The organism is Microbacterium murale (genome assembly GCF_014635185.1).
Classification (GTDB): Bacteria; Actinomycetota; Actinomycetes; order Actinomycetales; family Microbacteriaceae; genus Microbacterium; species Microbacterium murale.
This window is the reverse complement of the sequence record NZ_BMCM01000001.1, coordinates 1,173,657-1,190,747: the sequence shown is the minus strand read 5'-3', so window position 1 is coordinate 1,190,747 and position 17,091 is coordinate 1,173,657. Positions and strand designations below refer to the sequence as shown.

The window sequence follows — 17,091 nt, the reverse complement described above, 5'->3', positions numbered from 1 at the left end:
ATACTCCGTAAGCTTTACGTTCAGGAACCGTAGTTCCGGGGTTGTGTGGGCAGGAAATCTGCGAGCGGGTCCTCGGCGCAGGCGCTGACCGGGGGCCGGTCGACCCGTCGAACGGTGAGTGTCAAAGGCACGGGTCCGGTCCGCCGTGGTGCAGGCTGCGTTCGGTGGGAGTGGTCTCCGTCGGGGCGGGGTATCACAGCTTCAGTGCCGCGTGATGCGAGTGCCTCCTCACCGAACCCACGCACGCACTCGGGATCGGGTCCGTCCAGCGGCAGGCCGGTGAAGAATTTGGCGGCCATGCATCCGCCCTTACAAGAGTCGAAGAACGCGCATGACGTGCATGCGCCTCCGCTTTGCGGGTTTCGGAGACGAGCGAAGAGTTCCGAGTGCTGCCAGACCTCTTGGAAGCCGCCTTCTGTCCTGACGTTTCCGGCGAGGAACTCGTCGTGGATCGCGAAGGGGCACGCGTAGACGTCGCCCACAGGATCGATGAGACAGACCACCCGTCCGGCACCGCAGAGGTTCAGTCCCGGGAGGGCGGCACCGTATGCGGAAAGGTGAAAGAAGGAGTCACCGGTAAGGACTTGGTCGCCGTTGGCGACCAGCCAATCGTAGAGTTCGCGCTGCTGGGTCGCCGTCGGATGCAGCTCGTCCCACACGTCCGCTCCGCGACCAGATGGTCGGAGCCGCGTCAGGCGCAACTGAGCTTTAAACCGGTCTGCAATCGCCTTGAACTCATCCAGCTGGCCGATATTCTGGCGCGTGCACACGACTGAGATCTTGAACCCAGTGAAACCAGCGTCTGCCAAATTCTGCATCGCCCGCATTGCGGTGGCGTATGAGCCTGGGCCGCGCACGTGATCATTGACGTCGGCCGTTGCTCCGTCGAGCGAGATCTGAACGTCGACATAGTCACTATTCGCGAGCCGGGTGGCGACGTCCGGCGTGATCTTGATCCCGTTGGTTGAGAACTTCACGCCGACCTGATGGTCAGTTGCGTAGTCAACGAGTTCCCAGAAGTCCGGCCGGACTGTTGGTTCACCGCCGCCGATGTTTACGTAGAACACCTGCATACGCTGAAGCTCGTCGATCACTGCCTTGCACTCTTCGGTGCTCAGTTCATTGGGGTCCCGTCGCCCGGAACTGGAAAGGCAATGCACGCACGACAGGTTGCATGCGTACGTGAGCTCCCAAGTGAGACAGATGGGAGAGGCGAGTCCGTACTCGAACAGGTCGACCAGTCGTCCGGGTGAGGTAGGGGTGCGCGCAGGTGTTGGAGCATCAAGGATGGTCATCGCTGCCTCTCCACAAGCACAGACGAGCGAGCAAGCGTCTCGAGAGCGACCGCGTAGCGTTGCATATCCGAGTCTTCGATGCCTGCCTCGCTGCATGCTGCCCGCGCCGTCGTGTGGTTGGCGAGACCTTCTACAGCGGAGAGCAGCTTCAGATCCTTGAGGAAGGACAGCTTGCGTGTCCCAAAATGGTAGACGAGCGCGCCAAAAGGCTCATGGCGCACCGAGACCTGAGGATGCACCGACCACGCGCGTTCGAGATCTAGGGAGCTCAATACACGCCGCACATTCCGTCGATAGATACTTCCTCGACGAGTGATTCCGACTCCACGACCTGTTCGGTCTGGGCGACCGGCGATACGGTCGGTTCGAGTGCACTCATGTGAGCTCCTTACGGTGACAACGACGACTCCGGCGGATTCCGTGATGCAACCGATAGTATTGGCACCGAGTGCCGAATGGAAGAGCATGGACAAAATTTCCTCTGAGCCACGGGCCCGACCCGGGCGGCAACCGTCGACGTCGCACGCTGAGCTGTCCCACATCGCGCTAGCGATGTTCGTTGAACGCGGGTTCGAGGCGACCACCATCGACGACATTGTCACGGCGGCCGGCATCGGGCGGCGCACGTTCTTCCGCTACTTTGCGTCAAAGAACGATCTGCCATGGGGCGAGTTCGATGAACTCATTGCCCGAATGCGTGCGTACCTCGCTGCGATTCCTACGGAGCTACCGCTCATCGAGGCGCTGAAGGCATCCGTGATCGAGTTCAATCGATTTCCGCCTGAGGAGATCCCGTACCATCGCCAACGCATGAAGCTGATACTGACGAACCCGACCCTGGTGGCACACTCGACACTGCGCTACGAGGAGTGGCGACGCGTCATCAGCGACTTTGTCGCGAGCCGTCTGGGTATTGCATCAAACCGGCTCGAGCCGCAAGCGATGGCGTGGGCGCTCCTGGGAGTATCCATCTCCGCGTATGAGCAATGGCTTCAACATGATGACTCAGATCTCACGCAGTTGCTCGAAGCGGCCTACGACATGCTCAGCACCTCCTTCGTCGCCGGCCGGCCGGCATGAATCAGGCAGCTGATTTCATCGTCGTAGGTGGAGGTGGTTCGGGCGTGCCGCTCGCGTCTCGCCTCGCTGACGAGTTGAACGCCTCCGTGATCCTAATCGAGGCCGGATTGGCCCCAAATAGCGCGGCCGCGTACCCGCCCGCGCTCCGGAGCGCGGCGTCCCTCGAAGCGGCGAGGCCCGGTCATCTCGCAAACTGGTCGTGGCCTGCCCATCTGCAACCCGACCGACCTTGGACGATCGCTCGGGGCCGGGTGTTGGGCGGTTCGACGGCGATCAACGGCGGCTACTTCGTACGAGCAACCACTGACGACTTTCACGGCTGGGCACGGTACGCGCCTGCGTGGACGTACGAACTGAGCCTCCCGTTCATGCGGAAGCTTGAGACTGACCTCGACTTCGGCCGCTCGCCCCTCCACGGTGGATTTGGGCCCATGCCCGTTTCTCGGCCTGCTCAGGATCACCCCATCACTATGGCGTTCGCGGGCGCTGCGGCGAAGCTTGGCTTCACGTTCGAACACGATAAGAACGGCGCCATGAGACCCGGGTATGGTCCGCTGCCGATGAACGTCGTTGACGGCATTCGTGTCAACACCGCGATGGCATACCCGCTGGGCTCGGTGACGATCAGGGAACGCACCAACATACGGCGCATCGTTTTCAGGGGAACGAGCGCGGTTGGCGTTGAAACTTCTAACGGCGAAATCATCAATGGCCAACAGATGATCCTCTGTGCAGGAGGGATCGGATCTGCGCTACTACTGCTGCGCTCCGGAATCGGGCCGCGCAATGAGCTCTCGCGAGGTGACGTGCCCATCGTGCACGAAAGCGAAGGAGTTGGCGCGTCCTTCAGCGATCATCCCCAGATGAGCCTGTCATGGTTTACCAGTCGAGCTATCCCCCGAGCTTCGACGATAATGGCAAGCTCGCTGGACGCAGCGTACGCCGAATATATACCGCTACTGTCATCTGTTTCCGAGCTACGGGGGGGCAACCCGGATGACCGAAGATCCCTCCTTGTTGGCATGCAGGAAAGCTCATCGCGAGGAACCATCACCCTCGAGCCCGGCCGCCCAGAACCCCGAATCAGGTACAACTATCTCTCGCACCCATCTGATGTTTCGAAGTTGCGACACGCTGTGCGGCAGGGTGCAGCGTTACTGCGGGAGTTCGATGAGATATCCGATCGAAACACAGACCTCGACCGACTGGAGCTCGAAGATGATGCTCGTTTGGACGCATGGATACGATCCCACCTGGGCACAGCCCAGCATTTGAGCGGTAGCGCGCCGTTCGCACCGACTAGTGAAGGCCATCCCCGTGTTGTCGACCAGTTCGGCAAGGTGGACGGCGTAAGCAACCTCCGAGTAGCCGATATTTCGATCCTTCCAACAGTTCCACGTCGAGGCACCGCAGCGACTGCCGTCCTAATCGGTGAGCGTGTGGCTGACTTCATTGCCCATGGGTTCTGATTTCTTGCGAGGGTCCGATACGACACCACCAATCGAGAGGAGGGCACCAGATGGAGAGCCGAACTAAAAATCGTCAAGACTTGGAAGCCATTAGGGCGATGGTCCAGCGAGCGTACGGTCACGCGCAGCTTTTGAATGGCGAACAGTTCGCCATCGAGTTGACGCACGGATGGTTCAATGCCGCGTACAAAATTACGCTGCGCGATAGTCGGCAGGTCGTGCTCAAGGTGGCCCCTTCCCCAAATACGGACGTCATGACGTATGAGCGATCTTTGATGCTCAACGAACTTGCAGCGATGGATGTCCTGAGTCGTCGTGCGACCGTGCGGATTCCGTCTGTGGACTTCGTCGATACAACAAGAACGATCTGTGATGGGTTCTGGTTCTTCATGCATTACATAGAGGCGGATAATTTTGGCGTGTTGCTGGAAGCCGGTGCGTTGTCGGCGGAGACGAAGCAGCGTCTCTACGAACAACTCGGGACGATGAATCGAGAGTTGAACGGCATCGTCGGGCCGCACTTTGGTCCCATAGGCGGCCCAGGATTCTTCACCTGGCGTGAGGCGTTTCTAGATTTGGTCCACGCAGCTCTGAATGACGGTATCCGCGCCCGAGTCGACCTCGGGTTGGCCTACGACACGATCCGCTCGCTGGTCATCAAAAATTCGGCGGTCCTCGAGGAAGTCAGAGAGCCTCGATTTGTTAGTTGGGACTTATGGCCTAGCAACGTGATGGTGCGAGACGGAAAAATCGTTGCGGCGATCGATCACGAACGTGCACTCTATGCGGATCCCCTGATGGAGGCAGGATTCCTGGGGGACGAGCTGCCAGTATTCGGAGATTCGGCATCGTTTCAGTTGGGCTACGGGTTCTCAGAATGGAGCGAACCTGAGCAGCGCCGCCGACGACTGTACTCACTATATTTTGCGCTTGTGATGACGATCGAGCCCAGTTTCAGGGGGCACCAGGACCCGAAACAGCATGCATGGGCACGCGAACGAATCGCGGACATCGTCGCGTTGCTGCGATAGCCAGAGCGCTCGTGCGAAATCACGATAGGCGTCTGGTACCACAACTGAGCCCCCAGAGCTCCTGTGATCGGGGCTTCTACGGGCCATGTGTGGCAGTCCTCAAGCGGCAGCCGCCGGCCCTACGGAATCGATCGTTTACGAACGACACATCGGAGTTCGTGCTCTTCCTCAACCAATCGTAGAATCTCTGAGGCGTCGCAGGGCTGTTCCCTGGCTCACGGCGAAAGCCGCGACGTCGATGGAGAGAGGGAAGGCCGCCAGGGTGAGCACGGTGGTCCCGGCGACGAGACCGGTCGTCGCCAACCCCAGGCTGGCGGCGATGTTCGCAATCATCACCACTCGTGCGGCCGTCCGGATCGGCCGCTGGCATGACGCCCACCAGACGTACGCGCCCCAGAGGAAGGTCGCACCGCCGACGCCGATGAGAAGCGGAGGAGACAGCGCCACTCCGTTCGCGGTGAGGGGAGCTGTTCCCGCGACGACCAGGCCGACGACGAGGCAATAGATCGCGTCGAAACGAAGGCTGAGGCGTGCCAGTCGGCCACCGGTCATGAAACCGAGTCTGCCCCACCCACCGACATTCCGAAAGCGATCGTTTTCTGGCGGCTCGATCATGCCCCGGGTGAGGGACCGCCGTAGGCGGCCTGCGTTCGGAGGAGGGGGTGGGGAGATCCACACCTCGAATGCTGCGGCGAGCCTCTCTGCACTGGGTGGTTTGCTCTACTGACCTGGCGGAAGCGGATTTCTAGCGTTGCTTTCATGGACCTAACCGCTGTAACTGACTCTGCATCTGACCTCACCGGGATCGCCGGATGGGCGGTCAATCTCATGGAAACGCTCGGTGGCCCCGGCGCCGGTCTGGCGATCGCGCTCGAGAACCTTTTCCCTCCCCTTCCGAGTGAGGTGATCCTGCCGTTGGCCGGATTCACTGCGAGTCGGGGGAGCTTCACCCTCGTTGAAGTTCTTGTGTGGACAACCTTGGGATCGGTTGTGGGTGCGCTCGCTCTCTACGGGCTTGGAGCGTGGCTGGGCCGCGACCGACTGCGGCGACTCATCGCCCGAGTACCTCTGATGAGGTTGTCAGACGTCGACAAAGCCGAGGCATGGTTCGAGCGACATGGTTACAAGGCGGTGTTCTTCGGTCGGATGATTCCGATCTTCCGGAGTCTGATCTCGATCCCGGCGGGCATCGAGCGGATGAATATCGTTCCCTTCACGCTCCTGACCACAGCGGGAAGCCTGATCTGGAACTCGATCTTCGTGCTCTCGGGCTTCTACCTAGGTGAGAACTGGGCGGCCGTCGAGCCGTATGCCGATGGTCTCCAGAAGGCTGTCGTCGTCGCGGTCGTCGCTGCAGTTGTTCTCTTCGTCGTCCTCCGGGTGCGCCGCGTTCGGCGTGAAAAGATGACCGGATGAGTCGGGACCAGCACGAGCCAGTGGCGGTGCTGAGGCGCGGCGGGTTCAAGCGGATCCCGTCGAGGCTGGCGGGTGTCGCGCTCGGGGCCGCGCTGATCCCCGTCGACGTGCTCGCGGTCCTCGGCGGGTTGCTCTCCCGAGACGTGACGGGACCAATCGTCCGACTCGAACGGGCGCGGATCACTGCCCTGATTGGTGGGCGTCTTTGGAGCGAACCGCGAGGGTGGCGTGCTGTGGGATACCTTGCGGTCCGATCGCTGCTGGGGATTCTTGGTGGGACGGTCCTCGCACTCATTGTGGCGGGCGTCGTCGTCGCTGTCAGCCTCACAGCGGGAGCAGTAACAGGAGAGGCAGTACCTCTTTTCGATGCGCCTGCAGGACAGGTCACCTATCGCACCGTGGCGATCTTCGTGCTGCCTGGTTTGATCCTTCTCTTTCTCGCGGTTCAGGGGTTCATCGCTGTCGCGCAGCTGGAACCGAAGCTCTGGAATGTGTTCACTCGCCCGAGGAGCGATGAACTCGAGAACCGCGTATCCCAGCTCACCGTGACCCTTGCGGATGTCGTCGACGCGATAGATGACGAACGGCGTCGGATCGAGCGCGACATTCACGATGGTGTGCAACAGCGCGTCGTGGCCCTGTCGATTCTGCTCGGTCGAGCTGAACGCCAGGCGGATCGCGACGAGCAATCGGCCCTCTATGGGCGTGCTCTTTCGGAGACACGGCACATCCTCGACGATCTCCGAGACGTGTCATGGCGCGTCTATCCGGCAATGCTCGCCCGCGACGGGCTGGGCCCTGCGTTGGAAGCGCTCCGAGAGCGAACGCATCTCCCCATTCACCTTGACTACGACCTGGCAGAGCGATGCCCCAAATCTGTCGAATCGGCCGCATACTTCGTTGCAAGTGAGGCCGTGACGAACGTGGTCAAACATGCCGCAGCACACAGCATCGAGATCACCGTGCGCCAACAGGGAGGACGGCTGACGATGACGGTACGCGATGATGGCGTGGGCGGTGCGGACCCAGCCGGGCAAGGAATCGCCGGCATCACCTCCCGCGTTACCGCACTCTCCGGCACATTCGACCTCGACAGTCCCGCCGGTGGCCCTACGACTATCCGAGTGGACATACTGTGCTCATAACCATTGCCGAAGACTCCGCTTTGCTTCGCGAGGGGATCGCTCAGCTCCTCGTCGCCGAGGGCCACGAAATCATCGACTCGGTCGGCTCCGCCACCGGACTGATCGACGCCGTGTCGGAACGGCAACCCCAGCTGGTGATCGTTGATGTCCGGATGCCCCCCGACTTCATCGACGAGGGCATCCGCGCCGCACTAACGATCCGATCGACCTGGCCACAGGTCGCCGTGATGGTCCTCTCGCAGTACGTCGAGCGCCGACACGCCACCGAGCTACTCACCGGCGCCGGTGGGGTTGGGTACCTGCTCAAGGATCGCGTCTCAGACATCACCGCCTTCCTCGAAGCGATCGAACGAGTCGGAGACGGCGGAACCGCATTCGACCAAGAGGTCATCCGCCAACTGCTCCTTGCCGGCCCCGCAGACTCTCCCATCTCACGCCTCACCGAACGAGAACGCGAAGTCCTCACACTCATGGCTCAGGGGCACACCAACGCCTCCATGCGCCAGGAACTCTTCGTCACCCAAAGCGCCGTTGAGAAGCACATCAACTCGATCTTCACCAAGCTCGACCTTCCGCACGGCACTACGTACAACCGGCGCGTGCTCGCAATCCTTGAGCTGCTTCGCGACTCCTAACACGCTTACAGACCCGCGACCGCCGGAAGCGCCTTCCGAATGCTGATTCCGGGCATCCTTTCTGGCGGCATGCCCGACGCTCAACACCCGCACTCACCGATAACGATGGTGGTCTCAACCAGTCAACGCATCACCGGCCGCGTTCGAGCACCAGCCAAGAGGGGCGCGGGCGGGTCGAGTGCGGTGTGTCCGTCGGTCACGCGGTGCGGCTGGTAAGAGCGAGCGCGCCACCGAGCCCGACGAGGGCGGTGCCTGAGGCGGCATCGAGGGCGATGCGTGCGCGTCGTCGCTGCAGCAGGGTCCGGAAGTGGGAGACGGTGAGGGTGAAGGCTGCCCAGAAGACGCATCCGAGGAGGATGTCGGCGCCGCCGAGCAGCAGGATCTGCGGCAGCACGGGCGCAGATTCGTGAACGAATTGCGGGAGGACGGCGACGAAGAACAGCGCGGCCTTGGGGTTGAGGACGTTCGCTGCGAAGGCCGATGCCCACACCTTCGTCGCAGGTCCCGCTTCACGCTCCGAAGTCTCGTCGGTGGCTTCCTGCGGGTGCTTCCAGGTGCGGTAGGCGGATTGCAGGGCCCGGATGCCGAGGAAGCCGAGGTAGAGGGCGCCGGCGAGCTTCACGAATGTGAATGCTTCCGCGCTTGCTAGCAGGAGTGCGGAGACGCCGATGCTGGCGGCGATTGTATGGACCGCAAGGCCGGTGATGAGGCCCAGCGAGCTCAGCAGTCCGTTGCGGCGTGGGTGGGCGGCTGAGCGGAGGACCACGAACCAGTCGGGTCCGGGTGAGACGTAGGCGAGCAGAGCGACCGCGAGGAATCCGAGCAACAGCGAAGCGTCCATCATGACCTCCCGATCGGTAGCCAGCGTATCGCCGCGGCACAGCAATCCCAAGGGGCGTTCGCCGCCCTGGGTGATGCGTTGACTGGTTGCGACCACCATCGTTTGCGGGCCAGGTGACGTCGACCTTCAGGAGAGCGCAACGCGCGGAGGATCCATGCGCCGAGACCCCCTACCGAAAACTATTCACGCCTCGTCGGTCGGCAGCATGCCCGTCGTTTTCAACGATGATCCTCGCTGTTCCGTAGGGGTCATGGCCGCCAACCAACCCAAATCAGACCGTCGTCAGCTTCACCCTGGATTCTGCTCACACGCTAAGCCCGGCACCTCACAGGAGAGGCTCCGCGGTGGACCGACGATGTCGTTACCGGTTTTCACGCGGAATCGGCGTCGAGACACGGCCCGCGGAGCAAACCTGGAATGCCGAGCATCTGACTTGATCGGTCCAGACTGAGATCAAACGCTGGAGGAAGCTTGCTAATTGACGTCGTAGGGACAGCCGACTTTGAGATTGTTCTAGGATTCGCGGCTCCGATCGGTACCGACCTAGATGTCTTGGTCGGCCCGCTCCAGGATGAGCTACGCATCTACGGCTACGACAGCGAGGAGATTCGGCTAAGCCGGCTGCTCGATGTCGCTCCCGGTAGCCCGGACTCGGTTGACTACTACACAGCTCGAATGGACGCCGGAGACGCTCTGCGGAAGCGCGCCGGAAGCGGAGACGTCCTCGCGGCTCTCGCCGTTGGCAAGATCGTGACAGATCGTCTTCCCGACGAACCCAACAGGCGGTTCGCATGGTTGCTCCGAACGCTCAAGCATCAAGATGAGGTAGCGCTACTCCGGCACGCATACGGGAACCGCTTCGTACTGATAGGCGTTCATCAAGGGCAACAGCGCCGCCAGCGAAACCTTGTCGCATCGCTCAGGGACGAATCCCCGGCAGGCACAAATCACGCCGCCGCCGTCGAGAACTTGATGCGGAGGGACGAGAACGACCTCGAGAATGAGTTCGGTCAACATGGTCGCAATGTCTTTGCTAGCGCCGACTATCTCGTAGATCTCGATCGCGACGTATCAACCGAGACTTCGAGGATGGTCGGGCTGCTCTTCGGGGAGCCGTTTCGAACCCCTAGTCGGGACGAGGTGGGGATGGCGCATGCCTTCACGGCTGCGGCTCGATCCGCGGACCCCGGACGTCAGGTGGGCGCTGCCATCGCCCTCGAGTCTGGTGAGTTGCTTACGACGGGTTCAAATGAAGTTCCAAAGTATGGCGGAGGCGAGTACTGGGCGGGGGATGCGCAAGATGGGCGCGATTTCGCAGAGGGGTACGACTTCAATAAGCGCCAGACGCGACGAACACTCCGGGAGGTGCTCACGTCGCTTGAAGCGGGGGGTTTTCTCTCGACGGAGATGGCCCACCTCGCGACCGAAGACCGACTTACTAGAGTGCTCGACTCGACAGAAGCCGCCATCAAACGAACGCGGTTGCTCTCTTTGATCGAATTCGGAAGGATCGTGCACGCCGAGATGTCTGCTCTGTCCCAGGCAGCGCGACTTGGTGTCGCTGTCAATGGGGCAACCCTCTATACCACCGCGTACCCATGCCACATGTGCATGAGACTCATTGTGGCTAGCGGTATCAAGCGCGTCGTTTATGTCGATCCCTACCCAAAGTCACTCGCCGGTGAGATGTACGGCGACTCCGTTACATCCGATCCTGGCGAATCGAAAACGAAAGTTCTGGTCGAGTCATTCCGAGGCGCGTCATGGAGTATCTATAACAGTGTCTTTTCTGGGCAGGACAGACGGCGGGCAGCGGACGGCAAGTTCGCTCAGTTCGACAAGCAGAAGTCCAGATTCACGCTGGCCGACGCCGAGCCGCTGGCGAACCCTGCAGCTCGCGAAGCGGCGATCACAATCGTCATGTCCGACGTCCTTGGTAGGACTGAAGTAGAGACAGAAGCTAGCGAAGCGCCAGAAGAAAGAGCAGAATCCGAAGGTGCGGTCGAAAAGAAGGAAGGCGAGTCATGAGTAGTCACGCTGAAGAACGCTCCAGAGTGGCCAGCGACATCCGTGAGATCAGCTGGTTCAGCGACGCACTGCGTCATTCGCGGGCAGTCGTCGATGCCACACCGCCAGGTAGTCGACCGTCCTCCGTTAGGGACCGCGATCTGACGGAAGGGCCAGATGTCCGCCGCTAACTCTCTTCAATTGCTTGAGCGACTGGAACTCCGTGCAGTACGGGCGGAGCGCTCGAGAGCGCTCTGGCTGCGGCGCTGAAACACCAACTTTCGCGTTCCGTATCCGCGAACCAGACCGAGGCTCCAAGCCAGGCATCGACACCATGCGCCTTGCGCAGGCCGTTTCGATTGGAAGGTGCGCCTCCCGGGGTTGGTTCATGACGAGGACGATGGATTCAGGTTCAGTTCGAACGCGCCATGCTAGATACCGGCATGTCGGACCCTGCCGTCCTACTGTGTGATTGCGGTTCTGCCGTGCGCGTCTGGGTGAACGCGCGAAGGGGGAAAGTGTCAACGACACGAATAAGAGACGAGGCGAGTCAGCGCGGCGGTCAACTGGGACCAGCGGCGCTCGATCTGATGCGGGACGTGTTCTCCTTGCTCATCGCGAAGTTTGCCACGATCCGCGCTCGGGAGAGCGTTGACGATCTGGTACAGGGCTTCTTCGTCGCGAAGGGCAAGTCCTACGTCACCGCGGTGCTCGCAGCGTCCGACGACGCGGCCGCGCGACGAATCACTTATGCCTGGGCGACGAACTGGCTGGTCGACGAAGCGCGCAAGCTACCCTTCGGAGCATTGCGCAATCGGATCGAGAAGCGGCTCGAGCGCAGCGACCTGTTCTCACCCTCCTCGGCCCTTCACCATTGGTACCTGACAGGCGGTGAAGATGAAGGGCGGTCTGTGCCTGTGTCCGACCTTGAAGCGGCCGCAGCCGCGACCCACGTCGCGGTACGCACCGAACCCAGCGGCAAGGTGGTGCTTGGTGCGCCAGGTGAGCTTGAAGAGCTCCTGCACCGACTGCTCGACCTGGCCGGGCGCCTCCATGTCGCGGAAATCACGGTGATCTGCGGGAACCGGTTCCCCCTCGCTTTGCAACAACGCGACGCATCCCTCTCCGTTGTGAATACCGAGTGGGAGGTCATCGAAGACACCCGGGAGAGCGACGACTCCGTCTTCGAGACCGCGACGAGAATCCGGTCAGAACGCATCGCGGCAGGCCTAGTGCCGATGCTCACCGAAAAGGAGAAGGCGGTCATCTGTCATCGAGGTGACATGGACAGGCTCGCTGAGGTTCTCGCGTGCTCGCGCTCGTCGGCCTACACTGCCGCTACGCGCCTACGAGAGAGGCTGCAGGAGCTCGCCGGAGCAGAGCCGAACTCCCGTGAGATCATGGCTGCTGTCGTAGAGCTCGTGCTGGACGAAGCGGGCGCTGTCCCGTCTCTTCACAGTGACAGGGAGGATGAACGTGCCAACTGATGCCAATAACCGCTGGTTCGAACTCGCGGCTCAGTTCGCCGTCCCCGAGCTCGTCAGTCACACGTTTTCGTGCGAGGTCGCACGGGGACAGCTGCGACAAGCAACGTGGGCCAACTCCGACGCCATCGTGCTCGTCGACGAAGTTGACGATGCGAGTGCGCTGGCTCACGTCCTCCCAGTCAGCGTGGAACCGGGAGTACGCAACTCCGAATCACTCATCGTAGATGAGCTCGAAAGTCCACTGCCCAGCGCCCTCGCTATCTGGCCGCGGCAAGGGCATTGGATTCCTTTCGCCGCGCTCGACAACCTCCTCGAGACGCTCGGACCAACGTTGCTTGCCATCGTCGAGACCGCAGGAAGAACACTCTCGGAACCGCATGAATCTAGCCCCGAAGCCGGATCAGGTGCGGCCCGAGCCATTGACCAGCTTTTCGACGCTGTTGACGCCATGGAACTCGCCCCGCGCTTCGAACTGGATCGCAACACGACGAACTCAGCCCGGCTCGACTTGGACCTGGAAATCGTTATGGACGCGCTGGGCGTCAACCAGTCACGAGCAATGGATATCGTGATGGGGTCAGAGCCCCTTTCAGTAGAGGAAGCAGAAACTCTCGCCGACACAACCGGCGTATCTGCGACTGACATCATGCAGGCGGTGCGGCCGCTGCCAGCAGATCTCTGTCGAGAGCTCCAAGAACCGCGGTGGCGGCGTGGCATCCAGAGACGTGCGGTAGGAGGAGACGAGGCGGCTGGTCGAATGCGGCTCGGCTACGACATTTACCAACTCGCGGCACGGCAATCCGGCGCCGGCCGCGACATCTGGCGACAGCGGCTCGAAGCGTTGATGGCGACGGAGAGCGATTGATGCCGCGCTTCTTTCCTGACGCACAAACTCAGGCGGACGCCATGAGGGCCGCATGGGCGGCGGCAGGTGGTTCGACTGAGGCGCTGACACTTGACGCCTTCGACGTCCTCGAGCGCCGTGATGACTTGGAGGTACTCCGCGTACCTGAATTCGTTCCCAGCGACTCACAGCTCGGGTGCTCTGTCGCAGGAGGATACCGGCACTCACCGCCGACGCTCATCGTCACCGAGTCGATGTCGAGACGTCGGCAACAGTTCACCGTCCTGCACGAACTCGGGCATCATCTACAACGCACCACCGTGAGCCTGGGAAAGGCTGTCCTGCGGCAACAGGACAGATCAGGCTTCGAGGACGCCGCGTGCGATGTGTTCGCCGCGAACATTCTCCTGCCTGACGACATGGTGGATGAAGCGAGCATTCCTTTCGGAGGCCCGAGCGCCCAGACGGCGGTTGATCTGTTCGGCACATCCAACGCGTCCCGTGCTGCAATCAGCGTCCGCATGGCGGGCCGGTTGCGCGGCGCCGGGGCAGTAGCTGTCGTCAACGATGTCGGCATCGTGACCTTCGCCGCCGCCCGAGGGTCTATTTACGCGCCTGCACGTTTGAGTGACCAGAGCGAGAACCCGCTCATTCGAGCCGCGCTTGAAGATCCCGACCCAAACCGTGTGTGGTCGCGGGACGACGCGCGGATCTGGTACTCGTCAGGTCACTCGACGAATGAGCTCTATGGTCAGGCCGCGTGGGCAGGAGACAGACTGTTCGTCGTCATGGTCGAAGAGTCGGCGCCGTGGCGGAGCTACTCGCCGCCCAGGGAGAACACGGCGCTGCGCCGTACGAGCCGCTGGGCTACCTGCGACATATGCGGCAAGAACTTCGAGGTACATCGTCACTGCCTCACCTGCAGCAAGCCCAAGTGCCCGGCCGATCACTGCGGGTGTACCGCTCCCACGCTGTTCGAGAAGATGTGCGACTCGTGCACCTTCGTGAAGCACACCAGCCAGTTCAGCGATGGTTCAGCGGTGTGCAAGGAGTGCGAGTAGACGAGTCTTAGACAGATCGGGAGCTGTCCCGTCTGGGTCTCTTGAGTGGGGACAAACCTCACCACCACCAAGAGAACGGAGCCCATCGTGGCATCTTCAGATTCTATCCGCATCATCATCGATAGCCGCCCGTACGAGGCGCCGAAGCGACGTCTCACCGGCGCTCAGCTCCGCGCGCTTCTCGACCCGGTCGCCGAGACGATCTGGCTTGACGTCCCCGACGCTCAGGATCACCTGGTCGGTGACGCCGAGACCATCGCGCTCAAGGACGGTGTGCGTTTCTTTACCGACCGTGCGCTCATCATCTACATCGACAAGGTCCCCTACCAGATTCGATCCACCAGCATCACCGAGGACCAGCTGCGCGCGCTGCCCCAGCCGCCCATCCCCGAGAGCCACGGGGTATGGAAGGACGTGCAGGACGACCTCGACGACCCCATCCGGGACGGGGAAGTGGTCACCATCGCTGACGAAGACCGCTTCTTCAGTCGACCGGTGACGGTTCGCATCATCGTCAACCGCAAGCCGGTGACCCTCAGTGGGCGCCTCCACGCTGGTCAGCAGATTAAGGACGCTGCCATCGCCCAGGGCGTGGCCATCAGCGCCGACTTCCTGCTTCTGCGCAAGAAGGCTAAGAACTTCATGCCGGTCGGCGATGACGAGCAGATCCGTGTCCACCGTGACGACGAGTTCCGCGCGGTCAACGGAGACGATAACTCGTGAGCGCCCCGAGCGAAGCGATCCTGAACGCTATCGACGAGCTCCGCGAGACTTTTCCTGAAGCAGACATCTCGCACGTCTCTGACGGTCAGGGCGGTGCCTGGGTAACCATCGACCAGGTTCCGATGGGTCCCGCATTCGTCACACCGACGTCATGGATGGCGTTCCAGATCACGCATCCCTACCCTGAAGCAGATGTCTACCCGCACTTCATCAGGCCGGACCTGCAGCGAGTAGACGGCAACGCACATCGGGAGGGGTTCGCCATCACGTCGTACGGGCCGCAAAACACGCAGGCAATGCAGCTGTCCCGGCGCAGCAACAACCTAGACCCGTCCGTGGACACGGCGGCGTCGAAGGCACTGAAAGTTCTCCGCTGGCTGGAGGAGCGATGAGCGGTCCGTGGTCAGTAGTTATGACCGGGGAACAGTGGGACGATCTCCGTGTCCACCTGTTTCCCGGGGACCGCGATGAGCACGGAGCGGTTCTTCGCTGCGGCATCGCTCGTAGCCCTCGCGGCAACCGTCTACTCGTTCGTGACGTCGTGCTGGCCGAGAACGGCGTCGACTACGTCGCAGGAGACCGCGGATACCGGAAGCTGACCGCATCCTTCGTCGCAGACAACATCGACGTCTGCGCCGACGAGGATCTCGCGTACCTTGCCGTGCACAACCACGGCGGGCACGCCAACGTCGGCTTCTCGACGACGGACATGGCGTCGCACGAGCGAGGGTACCCCGCGCTGCTCGACATCAATGACGGCGTCCCCGTCGGCGCATTGGTGTTCGCGACGGGAGCGGTCGCCGGCGACATCTGGCTCGGTGGAGGTGAGCGCGCGGAGATCACCCACCTGCGAGTGGCGGGCCGCCCTCAGATGACACTCACCCCCAACCCGCTCACGGCGGCCATCGCCGATCCGGGCTATGACCGCCAGACGCGCATCTTCGGGGACCGCGGTCAGGCCGTGCTCGCCGGTTCGAAGGTCGCGGTCGTCGGACTGGGAGGTGCCGGGTCCCTGATCTCCGAGTACCTGGCACGGCTGGGGGTCGGGGAACTCATCCTCATCGATCCGGACCGCATTGATCCGACGAACCTTCCCCGGGTCGTCGGGGCGAGAAGGAGCGACGCGATGACCTGGCTGCGCGACCCGCGCAGGCCCGCCTTCCTTCGAACGATTGGCGACCGCATCGCATTCTTCAAAGTGCGAATCGCCGCGCGGGTGGCCCGGGAAGCATCGCCGACCGTTCGCATCACGGCAGTGCCTCGTTCGGTGCTCGATTCAGACGTCGCCGCGATGCTCACGGACTGCGACCACATCTTCCTCGCAGCCGACTCAGCGCTCGTGCGCCGGCTGGTGAACTCCATCACACACCAGTACCTCGTGCCGCACACGCAGGTCGGTTCGAAGGTGAGCGTGAAGAACGGCGAGGTCACCGACATCTTCTCGGTATCGCGCATGAGCTCGCCGGGCAGCGGATGCCTGCAGTGCAACGGGTTGATCCCGGCTTGGAAACTCACGGAAGAAGCCACCAGCCCTGAACAGCGCAGGCGGCAGCGGTACGTCGAGGACGACGCTGTGCACGCGCCGAGCGTCATCACCCTGAACGCCGTCGCCGCATCGCGCGCCGTGGATGACTGGCTGATGGCTGTCGGAGGTCTCGTCGAGGCTGATGTCACTCGCGACCGATGGGCCATGTATCACCCGTTGGTGGACGAACCTGTCGAGGTCGAACCTACGCAGAAGCCAGGCTGCTTGCAGTGCGGGCCGAGCAGGTTCGCGAAAGGCGACGGAGCCACGCTGCCCGTTCTTCTGCACCCAGCCGGAGCAACGGTTCGTTGAGGACGCAGCCGAACTAGGAGTGGCTAACGTTCACTATCGGGACGACCCTTTCTTCACCGCAACGCCTGACCTCGGATCCCGGTCTAGTGCGGATTGCGGCCCGCAGGCGAGGAACGGAGCTGTCACATTGGCGTCGGCGCCGGTGTCGTCACGAGCGCGGGAGTAGCCGGAGCCGTCGTCCCGAAAGTGTCACGACAAAGAAGGGTTACGGAGTGCCACA

18 protein-coding genes are annotated in these 17,091 nt (G+C 62.1%); 13 read left to right on the top strand and 5 right to left on the bottom strand.

Going from position 1 to position 17,091, the window contains the following annotated elements; genetic code table 11:
* Positions 1 to 20: 20 nt before the first annotated feature.
* From mftC to mftA, 3 genes are read right to left on the bottom strand one after another with little or no spacing between them, the layout of a single operon-like run.
* Complete coding sequence (gene mftC / locus IEV67_RS05815; RefSeq protein ID WP_188435568.1) at positions 21 to 1,295, bottom strand: mycofactocin radical SAM maturase; 1,275 nt, start codon at positions 1,293 to 1,295, stop codon at positions 21 to 23.
* Complete coding sequence (gene mftB, locus IEV67_RS19150; protein WP_373284439.1) at positions 1,292 to 1,579, bottom strand: mycofactocin biosynthesis chaperone MftB; 288 nt, start codon at positions 1,577 to 1,579, stop codon at positions 1,292 to 1,294. The genes mftC and mftB overlap by 4 nt, the downstream gene beginning before the upstream one ends.
* Positions 1,564 to 1,674: a mycofactocin precursor MftA gene (gene mftA / locus IEV67_RS05805; RefSeq protein WP_188435567.1), complete on the bottom strand. Its 111-nt coding sequence runs from the start codon at positions 1,672 to 1,674 to the stop codon at positions 1,564 to 1,566. The genes mftB and mftA overlap by 16 nt, the downstream gene beginning before the upstream one ends.
* Positions 1,675 to 1,718: 44 nt before the next feature.
* On the opposite strand from mftA, the gene mftR reads away from it, so the two are divergent.
* Genes mftR through IEV67_RS05790 form a run of 3 tightly spaced genes read left to right on the top strand, consistent with a single transcriptional unit; the run spans position 1,719 to position 4,875 of the window.
* The gene (mftR, locus tag IEV67_RS05800; protein WP_306440981.1) at positions 1,719 to 2,375 is read left to right on the top strand and encodes a mycofactocin system transcriptional regulator MftR; all 657 of its coding nucleotides are present in this window, start codon (positions 1,719 to 1,721) and stop codon (positions 2,373 to 2,375) included.
* Positions 2,372 to 3,844 (top strand): GMC family oxidoreductase N-terminal domain-containing protein, encoded by a 1,473-nt coding sequence (locus IEV67_RS05795; RefSeq protein WP_188435565.1) that lies wholly within the window; start codon positions 2,372 to 2,374, stop codon positions 3,842 to 3,844. Before mftR ends, IEV67_RS05795 begins: the two co-directional genes overlap by 4 nt.
* 50 nt (positions 3,845 to 3,894) lie before the next feature.
* Positions 3,895 to 4,875, top strand: coding sequence for an aminoglycoside phosphotransferase family protein (locus IEV67_RS05790; protein ID WP_188435564.1), 981 nt, complete (start codon positions 3,895 to 3,897; stop codon positions 4,873 to 4,875).
* 168 nt (positions 4,876 to 5,043) lie between these two features.
* Here IEV67_RS05790 and IEV67_RS05785 read toward each other — a convergent pair whose 3' ends face one another.
* Positions 5,044 to 5,427, bottom strand: a complete 384-nt coding sequence (locus tag IEV67_RS05785; RefSeq protein WP_188435563.1) for a hypothetical protein — start codon at positions 5,425 to 5,427, stop codon at positions 5,044 to 5,046.
* 207 nt (positions 5,428 to 5,634) lie between these two features.
* Here IEV67_RS05785 and IEV67_RS05780 point away from each other — a divergent pair, with 207 nt between their 5' ends.
* The 3 genes from IEV67_RS05780 (at position 5,635) to IEV67_RS05770 (ending at position 8,071) form a co-directional block, all read left to right on the top strand.
* Entirely contained in the window at positions 5,635 to 6,291 is a 657-nt protein-coding gene (locus IEV67_RS05780) for a DedA family protein (protein ID WP_188435562.1), read from the top strand.
* A gap of 398 nt (positions 6,292 to 6,689) precedes the next feature.
* The gene (locus IEV67_RS05775) at positions 6,690 to 7,436 is read left to right on the top strand and encodes a sensor histidine kinase (protein WP_188435561.1); all 747 of its coding nucleotides are present in this window, start codon (positions 6,690 to 6,692) and stop codon (positions 7,434 to 7,436) included.
* A complete protein-coding gene (locus IEV67_RS05770) occupies positions 7,427 to 8,071 on the top strand; it encodes a response regulator transcription factor (RefSeq protein ID WP_188435560.1) in 645 nt (214 codons plus the stop codon). The genes IEV67_RS05775 and IEV67_RS05770 overlap by 10 nt, the downstream gene beginning before the upstream one ends.
* A 196-nt stretch (positions 8,072 to 8,267) precedes the next feature.
* On the opposite strand, the gene IEV67_RS05765 is transcribed toward IEV67_RS05770, so the two are convergent.
* A complete protein-coding gene (locus IEV67_RS05765) occupies positions 8,268 to 8,912 on the bottom strand; it encodes a LysE family translocator (RefSeq protein WP_188435559.1) in 645 nt (214 codons plus the stop codon).
* Positions 8,913 to 9,383: 471 nt separating this feature from the next.
* Here IEV67_RS05765 and IEV67_RS05760 point away from each other — a divergent pair, with 471 nt between their 5' ends.
* The 7 genes from IEV67_RS05760 to IEV67_RS05730 all read left to right on the top strand — a co-directional run bounded on the left by IEV67_RS05760 (position 9,384) and on the right by IEV67_RS05730 (position 16,871).
* Positions 9,384 to 10,940: a deaminase gene (locus IEV67_RS05760; RefSeq protein WP_188435558.1), complete on the top strand. Its 1,557-nt coding sequence runs from the start codon at positions 9,384 to 9,386 to the stop codon at positions 10,938 to 10,940.
* Positions 10,941 to 11,527: 587 nt separating this feature from the next.
* The gene (locus IEV67_RS18930) at positions 11,528 to 12,406 is read left to right on the top strand and encodes a hypothetical protein (protein WP_229702774.1); all 879 of its coding nucleotides are present in this window, start codon (positions 11,528 to 11,530) and stop codon (positions 12,404 to 12,406) included.
* Positions 12,396 to 13,271, top strand: coding sequence for a hypothetical protein (locus tag IEV67_RS05750; RefSeq protein ID WP_188435557.1), 876 nt, complete (start codon positions 12,396 to 12,398; stop codon positions 13,269 to 13,271). The genes IEV67_RS18930 and IEV67_RS05750 overlap by 11 nt, the downstream gene beginning before the upstream one ends.
* A gap of 41 nt (positions 13,272 to 13,312) precedes the next feature.
* Complete coding sequence (locus IEV67_RS05745) at positions 13,313 to 14,311, top strand: ImmA/IrrE family metallo-endopeptidase (RefSeq protein WP_229702773.1); 999 nt, start codon at positions 13,313 to 13,315, stop codon at positions 14,309 to 14,311.
* 45 nt (positions 14,312 to 14,356) lie between these two features.
* A complete protein-coding gene (locus IEV67_RS05740) occupies positions 14,357 to 15,034 on the top strand; it encodes a multiubiquitin domain-containing protein (protein ID WP_229702771.1) in 678 nt (225 codons plus the stop codon).
* Positions 15,031 to 15,426: a hypothetical protein gene (locus tag IEV67_RS05735; protein WP_188435556.1), complete on the top strand. Its 396-nt coding sequence runs from the start codon at positions 15,031 to 15,033 to the stop codon at positions 15,424 to 15,426. The genes IEV67_RS05740 and IEV67_RS05735 overlap by 4 nt, the downstream gene beginning before the upstream one ends.
* 20 nt (positions 15,427 to 15,446) lie before the next feature.
* Positions 15,447 to 16,871, top strand: a complete 1,425-nt coding sequence (locus tag IEV67_RS05730) for a ThiF family adenylyltransferase (protein ID WP_229702770.1) — start codon at positions 15,447 to 15,449, stop codon at positions 16,869 to 16,871.
* Positions 16,872 to 17,091 lie beyond the last annotated feature (220 nt).

Excerpts from the sequence above, each read along its gene's own strand:
- mftC (WP_188435568.1), bottom strand. The coding sequence starts at position 1,295 with ATGACCATCCTTGATGCTCCAACACCTGCGCGCACCCCTACCTCACCC.
- mftA (WP_188435567.1), bottom strand. The coding sequence starts at position 1,674 with ATGAGTGCACTCGAACCGACCGTATCGCCGGTCGCCCAGACCGAACAG.
- mftR (WP_306440981.1), top strand. The coding sequence starts at position 1,719 with ATGCAACCGATAGTATTGGCACCGAGTGCCGAATGGAAGAGCATGGAC.
- IEV67_RS05795 (WP_188435565.1), top strand. The coding sequence starts at position 2,372 with ATGAATCAGGCAGCTGATTTCATCGTCGTAGGTGGAGGTGGTTCGGGC.
- IEV67_RS05790 (WP_188435564.1), top strand. The coding sequence starts at position 3,895 with ATGGAGAGCCGAACTAAAAATCGTCAAGACTTGGAAGCCATTAGGGCG.
- IEV67_RS05785 (WP_188435563.1), bottom strand. The coding sequence starts at position 5,427 with ATGACCGGTGGCCGACTGGCACGCCTCAGCCTTCGTTTCGACGCGATC.
- IEV67_RS05780 (WP_188435562.1), top strand. The coding sequence starts at position 5,635 with ATGGACCTAACCGCTGTAACTGACTCTGCATCTGACCTCACCGGGATC.
- IEV67_RS05765 (WP_188435559.1), bottom strand. The coding sequence starts at position 8,912 with ATGGACGCTTCGCTGTTGCTCGGATTCCTCGCGGTCGCTCTGCTCGCC.
- IEV67_RS05745 (WP_229702773.1), top strand. The coding sequence starts at position 13,313 with ATGAGGGCCGCATGGGCGGCGGCAGGTGGTTCGACTGAGGCGCTGACA.
- IEV67_RS05730 (WP_229702770.1), top strand. The coding sequence starts at position 15,447 with ATGACCGGGGAACAGTGGGACGATCTCCGTGTCCACCTGTTTCCCGGG.